The sequence below is a fragment of the Flaviaestuariibacter terrae genome, from assembly GCF_054777635.1.
Map to the genome: position 1 here is coordinate 1,792,881 of NZ_BAAHAL010000008.1, position 12,901 is coordinate 1,805,781.

Below are 12,901 nucleotides of genomic sequence, written 5' to 3' on the forward strand. Positions count from 1 at the left end.
TTCGGGCCATTTCGACTGAATTTTCCACGAGAGGCGTTAAAATTTTGCTTAACTTGTAGCGAATTTTTTCTGTCCACAAAAAGTCAATTGCCAAATAAAGCTGCTATGAAACTACGCATCGCCCTGCTGGCTGCATTGTTCTGCCTCATCAACCATGCTGCCAAAGCTCAGGGTTTCAACTACAGCTGCACCCGGGACACTACCGTCCAGAGTTGCGTTGTCCCGGTTTGTTTCCCCCTTTCCACCACGGTTCCCGACATTCACAAGCAGGCCGACGACTACGAGGTGGTCAAGATCGGAGGCGCCGGTGCCGTAGCTGGCGGCTGTTTCAACCCCTACGTGCAGCCCAACGATGCGGCGGGTACACCTTCTTCGCTGACCATTGATGACAAGTACAGTGCGGTCATCAACATCGGCTTCCCCTTTACGTTTTATGGCACAACCTATACGCAGCTGGTCGCCAGCACCAACGGTGTGGTTTGCTTCGACCTGACCCGCGCGACCCAGTTTGCCCACTACGGTATCTATGAGAGCGGCACGAGCCTTTCGAGCAGCGGCACCGTGCTTGCCGACCTTCCCAACACCCGGTATGACAAGGCGCTGATCATGGGATCTTACCATGACCTGGATCCGGGACCCACCGCAGCGGCCAACAGCCCCACTATGCGGATCCAGTACCAGATGTTCGGTACAGCCCCGTACCGTCGCTGGGTGCTAAGCTTTTATAAAGTCCCTCTTTTCCAGTCTTCCTGCAACAACCTGATCGAAAACACCAGCCAGATCGTTCTTTACGAAACGACCAATATCGTTGAAGTATTCGTGTTCAGCCAGCAGATCTGCACCACCTGGAACGGTGGACACTCCATGATCGGCATTCAGAACGAAACCAAAACCAGGGGCCTTATGGCACCGGGACGCCGGGCTTCCGATGCGCCCTGGGGCACGGTCGGTATGAACGAGGCCTGGCGCTTTATTCCCAAGAACGGCCCGTCGCTCTTCAAGCGCGTTGAGCTGCTGAACATGTCCGGCACGATCATGACTACCGGGGCCGCCGGCACCGCGGCCAATGGCATGCTCCCGGTCACCTTCCCGAACTTCTGTGTTCCCGTTTCCTCCACGTCCAACTATGTGGTGCGTTCCGTATACGAGGATCCGAACAACCCCGCGGTTGAGAACTACGGCCTTGATACCTTCCGGGTTACCGTGGTATCGGGTATCGCCGCCACTACCAACGTTACGCCTGCCGCCTGTCTGCCAACGGGCGCCATCGATGTTGTGGTGAACGGGGGAACCGGTACGCCGCCTTACACCTACCAGCTGAACTCCGGCACACCGCAGTCTTCCCCGTCGTTCAGCAACCTCGCTGGCGGCAACTATACCATTACTGTTAAGGACGCCACGGGCTGTACAGCCGTGCTTGCGGTTACGGTTCCGCAGGTGAACCCGCTGCAGGCTTCGGCCGCAACCACACCGGCGGCTTGCTCGCCCACGGGTACGATTACCATGTCGGTCACTGCCGGTGGTACCGGACCTTATACCTACTCCCTCGATGGTGGCGCGCCGCAGTCGAGCCCGAACTTCACGGGTGTGGCCGGCGGTTCGCACACGGTACTGGTGACCGATGTCACGACCACCTGTACCCGCTCGGTGACCGCGGTAATCAGCAACATCAATAACCTGTCGGGCTCTGCCACGTCGACCCCCTCGGGTTGCTTCCCCAGCGGTACCGTTACCGTCACGGCTACGCTCGGCACACCGCCGTACCGGTACAGCATCGACGGCGGTCCTATTCAAACCAGCAACACCTTCTTCAGCGTCGGAACCGGCCTTCACTCCATTGTGATCACCGATGCTTCGACCTGTACCAAAACTGTTAACGCCATCGTTGCGGCGCTGCCGAAGCCTACAGTCGCCTCGGTAACGACCACCAACTCGGGCTGTAACCCCAGCGGCACGATCACGGTCAACATCACGGCCGGAACCGGTGTCGCCCCCCTCACATTCGTGCTTACCCCCGGTGGCACCACGCAGAGCAACGGAGCCTTCACGGGTCTTGCCGCCGGAACCTACTCGGTAACGGTGACCGACGCTGTCGGTTGCTCGGTCACCCGCTCGGGAATCATCGTGGGCGCTTCGGCATCCATGACGGCCACGGCCACCGGCACGCCTTCGGGTTGTACGCCTTCGGGTACCGTAACCGTAACACCTACCGGTGGCACGGCTCCTTACCAGTATATTCTCAATGGCGGTACGCCCCAGAGCGGCAACGTATTCAGCGCGCTGAACCCGGGTTCGTATACCGTTACGGTCAATGATGCCAGCGGCTGTTCTGCCACGGCAACTGCTACGGTGGCATCGACTGCTTCGCTTACCGCTACGGGCAGCAGCACGCCTTCCGGTTGTGCTCCTGCATCCGGCACCATCACGATCACGGTGCCCGCCGGATCCGGTGCGCCTCCTTACACCTACGCGCTCGACGGTGGCACGCCTCAGGCGGGCAACAGCTTCAGCGGGGTTGCCGCAGGTAACCACTCGGTGCAGGTAAAAGACTTTGCCGGTTGTTCCTTCCTGGTGAGCGTACCCGTTACCAGCACGCCCAGCCCCACGCTGACGCTTGCGGGCACCCCTTCCGGCTGCTCGCCGATCGGTACCATCACCGCCACGGCCGCCTCGGGCACAGCTCCCTTCACCTACACACTGGATGCCGGCACGGCACAATCCTCCAACGTATTCAACAACGTTGCTACCGGTCCGCACACGGTTGTGGTAACCGACTCGAAAGGCTGTACCGCGACACAGACTTATACTACTACTTCCTACCCCGCACTCGCGGCAACCATCGTAGCTACCCCGTCGGGTTGCACACCGCCCACCGGCACAGTTACCGCCACGGTAACAGGCGGTACCGGTCTGCCTCCCTTCACCTATGCTCTTGATGGCGGCGCGCCGCAGGCATCGGGCGCTTTTACGGGCCTTACTGCCGGTGTACACAATGTAATCGTGAGCGACGCGGCCGGATGTACCGTTCCGCTCAGCGCCACGGTCAATGCGCCCGCTCCGCTCGCCGGCAGTGCAGCGACTACCGCATCGGGCTGTATTCCTTCCGGTACCATCACCGTTACGATGAGCAACGGTGTGGCTCCCTACAATTTTGTTCTTGACGGAGCCGCCAGCGGCCAGTCGTCCAATACTTTCAGCAATGTGGCTTCGGGCCCCCACAGCGTGGCCGTAACCGACGCCCAGGGCTGTACCACTACGATCACCGCCACGGTAGCCGCCCCGGCAGCACTTGCCGGCACGGCCAGCACGACCGCTTCGGGTTGCATCCCCTCCGGTACGATCAGCATCACGATGAGCAATGGCGTTGCCCCGTATAGCTATATGCTCGACAGCGTGCTCGCCTTCACCCAGCCCACAAGCGTCTTTACGGCAGTAGCGGCTGGTGCGCATACAATTACCATTGTTGATGCACAGGGTTGCTCCGACGTGATCCATGCTACCGTAGATGCCGCGGCCCCGCTCAGCGGTTCGGCCACGAGCACAGCTTCTGGCTGTAACCCCACCGGCAGTGTCACGGTCACCATGGCCAACGGTGTCGCTCCCTTCCAATATGCACTCGACGGCGGCGCCGGCCAGGCTGGCAGCACCTTCAACAACGTCGGCACGGGCGCGCACTCCGTAGTGGTTACGGACGCCCAGGGCTGCAGCACCTCGATCCCGGTGACGGTGAACGCGCTTCCCGCGCTCACGGCTACGGCTACCACAACGCCTTCCGGTTGCTCGCCCAGCGGTACCATCACCGTGGTCGTTCCTGCCGGTATCGGCGTCGCGCCCCTGACCTATGCAGTCGACGGCGGCCTTGCCCAATCCAGCAACCTCTTTACCGCGCTCGGTACGGGCGACCACTCGGTCACTGTGGCCGATGCATCCGGCTGCACGTATACCTTTACCGCCAACGTCGGAAACCCGACGCCGCTGACGGCCTCCGTGGTAACACACAGCACGTCCTGCGACGCGGCTTCGAACGGCTCCGCCGTGCTCCATCCCACGAATGGCATCGCTCCGTATCAATACCAGATCGGCAGCAACGGCTGGCAGGCTTCGGATTCCTTCCCGAACCTCGCAGTCGGTACCTATGACCTCTATTTCCGCGATGCTTCCGGTTGCTTGTCGGGCGCCTTCCAGGCGGTCATCGGCGCCGGCCCGGCCATTACCGCCACGGCGACACAGACGAACGTGTCCTGCTTCGGCGGCAGCAACGGCAGCGCAACGCTGACCCTGTCGGGCAATGCTACTGGTCCCTTCCAGTTCTCTTCGGACAACTGGTCGTCTTCGCAGGGCTCCAACGTGCTCAGCGGCCTTACAGCTGGTGCGCATACGCTCTGGTTCCGTGATGCCGCCGGCTGTTCCAACAGCACCAGCGTAACGATCACCGAACCGACGCAGCTGCGCGCGGGCACGCCCACCGTCAGCAACCCGCTTTGCAACGGCGCCGGCAACGGCTCTGTTACCCTGTCGGGAACCGGCGGTACCGCTCCCTATACGTACTCGTTTAACAACGGTGCCTACAGCAGCAACGCGACTTTCGCGAGCGGCGCCGGCACCTTCAACTTCCTGGTAAAAGATGCCAACGGTTGTGTGACAAGCCTGCAGAATGTTACGCTCACCGATCCGGGTCTGCTGAAGATCGATTCCATCACTGTCGGCAACGCTACCTGCGACACGATGGGCCGCATGTGGGTGTACCCCAGCGGTGGTACGGCTCCGTACCGCTTCCAGCTGGACAACGGCATCCTGCAACGCGACAGCTCTTTCAAAGTGCCGTCGAACACATACCAGATCACGATCCGCGATACAAACAACTGCCAGGCGCAGCAATACGTGACGGTGAACCAGGTGAACAACCTGACCTACACGCGTCCGACCGTTAGCACGATCTGCGAAGGCACGAGCACCGTTCTTACACCGACTACAAACGCTACGCAGTTTAGCTGGACCGGCCCCCGCCTGACCCCCAACAACGCGCAGCAATCTTCGGTAACGGTACGTCCCCTGCGCGATACGGTGTATCACCTGGTGTACAAGCTCGGTTCCTGCACGGCAACCGACGATATCCCTGTATCGGTATACGCCGCGCCGATCCCCGACGCGGACACTGATCCTTCCGGAATCTGTACGGGTTCTACGGCGCAGCTGAATGCGACTGCGGGCTTTACCGAATACCACTGGTCTCCGGTGAACTACCTGTCGAACCCCGACGTTATCAACCCGACGGTTACCGGAGCACCTGCACCCGGCATCTCTTATTTCCTGCACGTGAAGGATGCCAATGGCTGTGTGTCGCTGGTGCCTGATACGGTGTTCGTGAGTGTTACGGCCCCGATCGCTGTGCATATCCTGCCGGCCGATACGGTGATGTACATCGGCGACACGCTGCACCTCCGCAGCATCGCTGCCGCCACGCAGTTTGTGTGGACCAATGCACTCGGTCAAACGCCTCCGAACCTCACCAACCCGAACATCGCCGACCCGATCCTGCTGGTTGAGCACAACGATGTGTTCAAGCTGCATGTGACTGACGCGAACGGATGTACGGGCGATGGCTACTTCTACATCCGCGCCTACCAGGGTCCGGAGATCTATGTTCCCCAGGCCTTCACGCCCAACCGCGACGGTAAGAACGACCTGCTTCGCCCGGTATGCGTCGGTATCTCAACGCTCAGCTACTTCCGCGTATTCGATCGCTGGGGCCAGCTGATGTATGAGTACAAAGGCGAGAAGCGTGGTCCGGAAGTGTACAACCTGCTCAATTCCAACATTGGCTGGGATGGCCGCTACCAGGGCAAGGAGCTCAACACGGGCACCTTCGTTTGGGTCGCCGAGGGTGTGACGAAAGAAGGAAAGCCGGTAACCCGCAAAGGCGTCGTCACGATCATCCACTAATCTCATTCCTACATTTTCAAAAGCCATCCCGCTCCAACGCCGGATGGCTTTTTTTTGTGCCTACATTTGCCGCACAACAACGAACGTTATGGTAGATGTAATCCTGGGGCTTCAGTGGGGCGACGAAGGCAAGGGCAAGATCGTAGACTATTTTGCGTCGCAGTACGACATCGTCGCGCGCTTCCAGGGTGGCCCGAATGCCGGGCACACACTGTACGTAGGTCCGGAAAGCAAGAAAGTAGTGCTTCACCAGATTCCCTCCGGGGTGTTTCACCAGGGTGCCATCAACCTGATCGGCAACGGCGTAGTGCTCGACCCGGTCACCCTGGCGCGTGAATGCGCCACGGTCGCGGGCTTCGGTGTTGACCTCCGCAAGAACCTGTTCATCGCGGAGCGCACCCACCTTATCCTGCCCACGCACCGCGCTCTCGACAAGGCGGCCGAGCAGGCAAAGGGCGAAGGCAAAATCGGCTCGACGCTTAAGGGCATCGGACCTGCCTATATGGATAAGACCGGACGCAACGGGCTTCGCGTCGGCGACCTGCTTCATAAGAGCTTTACGACCTCCTACATCAAGCTTCGCCTCAAGCACCAGAAGCTGCTCGATACGTATCACTTCAACGAAGACATCAGCGCCTGGGAAGAAGAATTTTTTGAAGCCATCGAATTGCTCCGCTCTCTCAACATCGTGAACGGCGAATACTTCATCAACGAGCAGATTGCCCGTGGTAAGAAGGTGCTGGCCGAGGGCGCGCAGGGCTCGATGCTCGATATCGATTTCGGAACGTTCCCGTATGTGACCTCGAGCAGTACGACTTCGGCGGGCGTATGCTCCGGCCTCGGCGTGCCTCCGCAGCGGATTCGCGACGTGATCGGCGTGTCGAAAGCCTATTGCACCCGCGTCGGCAGCGGACCGTTCCCGACCGAGCTGCACGACGAAACAGGAGAGGAGCTCCGCCGCCTCGGTTCCGAGTTTGGCGCCACCACGGGCCGCCCTCGCCGCTGTGGGTGGATGGACCTCGTGGCCCTCAAGTACGCCTGTATGATCAACGGCGTTACCAAGGTGGTGATGACGAAGGCCGACGTACTGGACTCATTCGCTACCCTCCAGGTATGCACCGGCTACCGCGTTGACAATGCGGCTACCGACAAGGTGCCCTTCCAGATGACCCGCAACGCCATCGAGCCCGTATACCATAGCGTGCGCGGCTGGAATACCGACAGTACCGGCTGCAAAACGGCCGAATCGCTGCCGGCCGACATGAAGGCCTATATTTCGTTTATCAACGAGGAACTGGGCACGCCGGTGCGCTACGTATCCAACGGTCCTGGCCGCGACCAGATCGTTTCTCTTTAAGAATTTTGACCCATCAAAAAAAACCGGCAAAATTTGGACATGTAAAAACTTCGCCGAAAATTTACACCGTTAATAAACCTGATTATGGCGCTTATTATTGAGAAGGAAGCTACATTGACCAGCAACGACCTGGTGGAACAACTGCTGATGCAGGCCAAGCGCGCTGCTGGCCGCGAGGAGGAAGAAGAGGAAGACGATGTAGACGATGAAGAATTGGACGAGGCCGCTGAGGAAGATGAGGAGTGGGATCCCGACTTTGAAGAGTTCGATCTTCCGAAGTCGAAGAAAGGCGGCGGCAAGAAAGAAGAAGCCGAGGAAGAGGAAGATTTCAAGATCGAGGACGACGAAGAGTTCAAAGATCTCTTCAGCGGTGCCGGCGGTGGCGATTCCTTTGATGACGAGGACGACGATTTCTAATCCGTAAAGAAGCCGCTGCTGATACAACGTACTTACCCCTGGTCTGCCGACAAGGCACACCGCGCAAAAATGTTGAACTGGTCCAAACGGTTCAACATTTTTTGTTTTCTGGAAAGCCATCAATACACGGCGGTTCCGGGCCGCTTCGACCTGCTTGTTGCCGCCGGGCAGCGAAGCTTTTGTACGGGCAGCCCGGCGCAGCTCGACCGGCTGGATGCATTTCTCAGGGGCCGGCGCTGGGCTTTCGGGCACCTTTCCTTTGCGCTGCAGGAAGCCTTTTTCCACCTGCCGCCCGGGCCGGCCGATCCGGTTGGCTTTGATCCTTTTTATTTCTTCGAGCCCGGCATCGTGCTCCGGCAGGAGGGCGATTCGCTGCTGATCGAGGCCGACGATCCGGAGCTCATTTACCGGCAGCTGCAAGCGGCCGATCCCGTGGTTGCCGATGAACAGCCGCCGGTGCAGGTGCACGGACGGATGGATCGCGAGACCTACGTGTCAACCATCCGCAAACTCCTGGCCCATATTCAACGCGGCGATTGCTACGAGATCAACTTCTGCCAGGAGTTCAGCGCCCGCCCCGAAGCCCTTGATCCCTGGGCGCTGTACAGCCGCCTGTCGGCGCTCTCGCCAACGCCCTTCGGAGGCTTTTACCGGCTTGGCGATCGCTACCTGCTCTGTGCCAGCCCCGAGCGTTTCCTGCGCAGGCAAGGCGATCGACTGTTGGCCCAGCCGATCAAGGGCACCGCGCGCCGCACGGCCGACGCTGCAGCCGATACGGCGCTGCGCGAGAGCCTGCGGGAGAGCCCGAAGGAGCGCGCGGAAAACGTGATGGTGGTCGACCTGATGCGCAATGACCTTGCCCGGGTATGCCGCCCCGGCAGCGTGCAGGTGACCGAGCTTTTCGGGCTTTATACGTTTCCGCAGGTGCACCAGATGATCTCGAGCATCGAGGGACGTCTCAACGCTGATGCCCGCTTCAGCGACATTCTCGAAGCAACCTTCCCGATGGGCTCGATGACCGGTGCCCCCAAGCAGCGGGTGCTGGAGCTTATCCGCCAATATGAGCTGTCGGCACGCGGGCTTTTTTCGGGCTCCCTGGGTTATTTCCACAACGGCGATTTCGATTTCAACGTGGTCATCCGGTCGCTGCTGTACAATGCCGCCGCTCCCTACCTCTCGTACCAGGTGGGGTCCGGGATCACGGCCTATTGCGATCCCGAGGCCGAATGGGAGGAGTGCCTGCTGAAGGCGGCGGCACTAAAAAAGGTTTTGGAAGGGTTATGAGAGCGTTTTGGAAGGTTTTGAAAAGGTTTTGAAAGGTTGGTAAAATAGCCGGCTCCAACCTTTCGGTGGTAAGGCCCCCGCAGGGGCACGAAAAAAGCCCCTCACGGGGCTTTTTTATGTCGGTTGGTCATAATAAGTTTAGCGGCTGGCCATGCTCAGGGCGTTCTTTACCGACTGCTCCAGGATCTGGTTGCGGGCCTCGGCAAAGGCTTGCATCTTGTCGGCCGGGAGACGCAGCTCGTAGGAGCCGTTCTGGGACAGGAGCTTATCGAACGAAGGGTTCAGCTTGTTGAACGTGGTGGCATCCATCCCGAGCGCCTGTGCGATAACGGCTGCGCTGTACTTGCCGGTAACGAGGCTTGTTTGTACACCTGCGGGAGCCACCGGGGTGCTGCCCTGGACGGCGTAGTCGGCGCGCTCGTTGCGGGTCATCGTCGTTACACCACCGTCGCCTTCCATGATGTAATGGGTGGCAATGAACTTCTTCACGTGGTTGCGCGATTCGGCAGGGAGGTAATACTGGAGATCCCAGAAGTTGCGGCTACCGCTCTTGCGGATGGCCTGGTTCACGTTACCCGCACCACCGTTGTAGGCGGCAACCACCAGCAGCCAATCGTTGAAGACGCTGTAGAGGTCGTTGAGGTAGCGGGCAGCAGCTTCCGTGCTCTTCTTGTAGTCGCGGCGCTCATCGGTTTTCTTGCTGACGCGCAGGCCGAGTTCGCGGGCGGTCTGGGGCATCAGCTGCCAGGGACCAGCGGCGCCTACCCAGGAGGTAGCGGAAGGCTTCAGTTCGGATTCGATTACGGCGAGATACTTTAGCTCGGTAGGAAGGTTGTGATCGGCCAGCACCTTATCGATGAGGTCGAAATAGGTTTTGCCCCAGGACTTCATGTTGTTGAGTTTATTCGAATAAACTTCCATGTAGTCCTGTACGAAGGAAACGGCTTTCGGGTTGAGTTGTACATTGAAGAAGCTGCCATCCGCGTTCTGGCTTTCGAAGAGGTCTTTGAAGCCACCCTTCGGAGCTGCGCTTTCCTGAACGGTCGAATCGTTCAGCGAGCGCTCGATATCACGGGGCCCTTGCTCTTTACCGGCGAAGGAGTAGAGAAAGGCAACAAGAGGCAGGGTCGTCAACAATAAAAGTTTTTTCATCACCACGTTTTAGGAGGTTATTCAAATCGCACAAGGCCATGTCACACCTTTATTGTTAGCTCTGGTTCGTGGCCGACCGAGGGGTCAACCGCGTTGCAAAGATACCATCCTTTGTTGAGGAAATTCCCTAAAAAGTGTTAGGGTTGCGTTAAGGAGCACAAAAAAGCCGCTGTGCCAAAATTGGCGACAGCGGCTTACTAAAATGTTAAAAGTCAGCGTATTAGGACTGGCTCGACGTAGTGTTGGCAGTACGTTCTTTCTCGGTCATGCCTTCCTCGATCTCACGACGCACATTGGTTTTGGCGTCGTTGAACTCGCGCACGCCACGGCCGAGGCCGCGCATCAGTTCCGGGATCTTTTTGCCACCAAAAAGGATCAGCACCAAAACGACGATGAGAATGATCTCATTAGCACCCATACCAAACATAGACTATAGTTTTTTTATGAAGAATCGGATTCAAAGGTACAGAAGATAGCGCGGGGACAATAAAAAAGCGGAAGCATTAACTTCCGCTTATAAGTACGAGGTATTGTCTTACGCAGTTTGCTTCGGAGCAACAGCGCGCTTCTTTTCCTGGATACGGGCGCTCTTACCGCTACGCTCGCGCTGGTAGAACAGCTTGGCGCGACGAACGCGACCCGACTTGTTCAGCACGATGGAGTCGATATTGGGCGAGTTAACGGGGAAGAGGCGCTCTACACCTACACCGTCGGAGATCTTACGAACCGTGAACGAAGCCGTGGCACCTGTGCCCTGGCGCTTGATCACGTCGCCCTTGAAGGACTGGATACGCTCCTTGTTGCCTTCAATGATCTTGTAGTTGACCGTAATATTGTCACCCGCTTTGAACTTCGGGAATTCTTTAGTAGCCGTAAGCTGCTCGTGTACAAAGGCAATAGCGGCGGAGTTCATAACATCTGATTTAAGGAGTGCAAAGGTAAGGGGAAAGTTTCATATGTGGAGCACATCCGTCCGGGAAAATCTCTGATCTCTGATCTCTGATCTCGGATTTAAGGCAAATCAGCCATCCGCCATCCCAGATCTGAGATCGAAAAAGCCCCTGCGGGAGGGGCTTTGCTGTCATTTATCACGGATTGCGTTAGCGGGCCACGTTCACCGCGCGCTTCTCGCGGATCACCGTCACCTTGATCTGGCCGGGATAGGTCATTTCGTTCTGGATCTTCTGGGCGATCTCGAAGGAAAGCTTCTCGCTCTCGTTGTCGGTCACCTTGTCGGCTTCCACGATCACGCGGAGCTCGCGGCCGGCCTGGATGGCGTAAGCCTTCTCCACACCGTTGTAGTTCTGGGCGAGGTTTTCGAGCTCCTTGATGCGCTGGAGGTACTGCTGCATGATCTCGCGGCGGGCGCCGGGGCGGGCACCTGAGATGGAGTCGCAGGCCTGCACGATGGGGGAGATGACGTACTGCATCTCCATTTCATCGTGGTGGGCGCCGATGGCGTTGACGATAGCGGGGTTCTCACCGTACTTCTCGGCCAGCTTTGCGCCAAGGAGTGCGTGGCTCAGCTCGCTTTCCTCGTCGGGCACCTTGCCGATGTCGTGAAGCAGGCCGGCGCGCTTGGCCAGCTTCGGGTTGAGCCCGAGCTCGGCGGCCATGATACCGCAAAGGTTGGCTACCTCGCGGCTGTGCATCAGCAGGTTCTGACCGTAGGAGGAGCGGAAGCGCATCTTGCCTACGAGGCGGATCAGTTCTTTATGAAGGCCATGGATACCGAGCTCGATCACGGTACGCTCGCCGATCTCCATGATCTGCTCTTCGAGCTGGCGCTTGGTCTTTTCAACCACCTCTTCGATGCGGGCCGGGTGGATACGGCCGTCGCTTACCAGGCGCTGGAGCGACAGGCGGGCGATCTCGCGGCGCAGCGGGTCGAAGCAGGAAAGGATGATGGCTTCCGGGGTATCGTCCACGATGAGGTCAACGCCGGTGGCGGCTTCGATGGCGCGGATGTTGCGGCCCTCGCGGCCGATGATCTGGCCCTTGATCTCGTCGCTCTCGAGGTTGAATACGGTGATGGCGTTCTCGATGGCCTGCTCGGCGGCGGTGCGCTGGATCGACTGGATGATGATCTTGCGGGCTTCCTTGTTGGCCTTCTGCTTGGCCTCATCGATGATCTCCTGCTGGAGACCGAGGGCCTGCGAGTGGGCTTCGCTCTTGAGGGTTTCAATGAGCTGGGCCTTGGCTTCCTCGGCACTCAGGTTGGCCAGCTTCTCGAGGCGGCGCGTGTGCTCTTCCTGGTGCTTCTCGAGCTCGGACTGGCGGTTGGCCACTACTTCGAGCTGGCGGTTGAGGTTTTGCTTGATGGAATCGTTCTCCTTGACCTGGCGCTCGAGCTGCTCGGTCTTCTGGGAAAGCTGCTGCTCTTTCTGCTTGATGCGGCTTTCAGCGTCGACAAGTTTGCGGTTGCGCTCGTTGACGTCTTTTTCATGCTCGGATTTGAGCTGTACAAAGCGCTCCTTGGCGGCTACTTCCTTTTCCTTGCGGATGGTTTCGGCGCGGAGCTCGGCTTCTTTCAGGAGGTTTTTCGCATGCAGGTCGGCCTCGTCGATCTTCTTCTGCGTGTCTTTCGCGAAGATGAACTTGCCCGCCACGATGCCCGCGATGAGGGCGACGACGGCGGCGATGATTATGCTGATGTCCATTGTTTGTTTTTAAGTGATGATGTAGGTGTATAAAATAGCCTATACCCCCGCAGGGGTACAGGGACGAAGATACGTAGTGCGGAGCAAT

General features: G+C 58.7%; 8 protein-coding genes. 4 read left to right on the forward strand and 4 right to left on the reverse strand.

Going from position 1 to position 12,901, the window contains the following annotated elements; genetic code table 11:
• Positions 1–105 precede the first annotated feature (105 nt).
• The 4 genes from ACYU7Z_RS15805 (at position 106) to ACYU7Z_RS15820 (ending at position 9,001) form a co-directional block, all read left to right on the forward strand.
• On the forward strand, positions 106–5,943 hold the full coding sequence (locus ACYU7Z_RS15805) for a T9SS type B sorting domain-containing protein (protein ID WP_460572207.1): 5,838 nt from the start codon (positions 106–108) through the stop codon (positions 5,941–5,943).
• A gap of 88 nt (positions 5,944–6,031) precedes the next feature.
• A complete protein-coding gene (locus ACYU7Z_RS15810; protein ID WP_460572209.1) occupies positions 6,032–7,300 on the forward strand; it encodes an adenylosuccinate synthase in 1,269 nt (422 codons plus the stop codon).
• Positions 7,301–7,384: 84 nt separating this feature from the next.
• Positions 7,385–7,717 (forward strand): hypothetical protein, encoded by a 333-nt coding sequence (locus ACYU7Z_RS15815; protein WP_460572211.1) that lies wholly within the window; start codon positions 7,385–7,387, stop codon positions 7,715–7,717.
• 69 nt (positions 7,718–7,786) lie between these two features.
• Positions 7,787–9,001 carry an anthranilate synthase component I family protein gene (locus ACYU7Z_RS15820; protein WP_460572213.1) on the forward strand — a complete coding sequence of 405 codons (1,215 nt, stop codon included), beginning with the start codon at positions 7,787–7,789 and terminating at the stop codon, positions 8,999–9,001.
• 138 nt (positions 9,002–9,139) lie between these two features.
• On the opposite strand, the gene ACYU7Z_RS15825 is transcribed toward ACYU7Z_RS15820, so the two are convergent.
• The 4 genes from ACYU7Z_RS15825 to rny form a co-directional block, all read right to left on the reverse strand.
• A complete protein-coding gene (locus tag ACYU7Z_RS15825) occupies positions 9,140–10,153 on the reverse strand; it encodes a lytic transglycosylase domain-containing protein (protein ID WP_460572215.1) in 1,014 nt (337 codons plus the stop codon).
• A gap of 220 nt (positions 10,154–10,373) precedes the next feature.
• The gene (locus tag ACYU7Z_RS15830) at positions 10,374–10,580 is read right to left on the reverse strand and encodes a Sec-independent protein translocase subunit TatA/TatB (RefSeq protein ID WP_460572217.1); all 207 of its coding nucleotides are present in this window, start codon (positions 10,578–10,580) and stop codon (positions 10,374–10,376) included.
• Between the two features lie 108 nt (positions 10,581–10,688).
• Positions 10,689–11,066 (reverse strand): 50S ribosomal protein L19, encoded by a 378-nt coding sequence (rplS, locus tag ACYU7Z_RS15835; protein ID WP_460572219.1) that lies wholly within the window; start codon positions 11,064–11,066, stop codon positions 10,689–10,691.
• A 187-nt stretch (positions 11,067–11,253) separates the two neighbouring features.
• Positions 11,254–12,813: a ribonuclease Y gene (gene rny / locus ACYU7Z_RS15840; protein WP_460572221.1), complete on the reverse strand. Its 1,560-nt coding sequence runs from the start codon at positions 12,811–12,813 to the stop codon at positions 11,254–11,256.
• Between the last annotated feature and the right edge of the window lie 88 nt (positions 12,814–12,901).

Excerpts from the sequence above, each read along its gene's own strand:
- ACYU7Z_RS15830 (WP_460572217.1), bottom strand. The coding sequence starts at position 10,580 with ATGTTTGGTATGGGTGCTAATGAGATCATTCTCATCGTCGTTTTGGTG.
- ACYU7Z_RS15810 (WP_460572209.1), top strand. The coding sequence starts at position 6,032 with ATGGTAGATGTAATCCTGGGGCTTCAGTGGGGCGACGAAGGCAAGGGC.
- rplS (WP_460572219.1), bottom strand. The coding sequence starts at position 11,066 with ATGAACTCCGCCGCTATTGCCTTTGTACACGAGCAGCTTACGGCTACT.
- ACYU7Z_RS15805 (WP_460572207.1), top strand. The coding sequence starts at position 106 with ATGAAACTACGCATCGCCCTGCTGGCTGCATTGTTCTGCCTCATCAAC.
- ACYU7Z_RS15815 (WP_460572211.1), top strand. The coding sequence starts at position 7,385 with ATGGCGCTTATTATTGAGAAGGAAGCTACATTGACCAGCAACGACCTG.
- ACYU7Z_RS15825 (WP_460572215.1), bottom strand. The coding sequence starts at position 10,153 with ATGAAAAAACTTTTATTGTTGACGACCCTGCCTCTTGTTGCCTTTCTC.
- ACYU7Z_RS15820 (WP_460572213.1), top strand. The coding sequence starts at position 7,787 with ATGTTGAACTGGTCCAAACGGTTCAACATTTTTTGTTTTCTGGAAAGC.
- rny (WP_460572221.1), bottom strand. The coding sequence starts at position 12,813 with ATGGACATCAGCATAATCATCGCCGCCGTCGTCGCCCTCATCGCGGGC.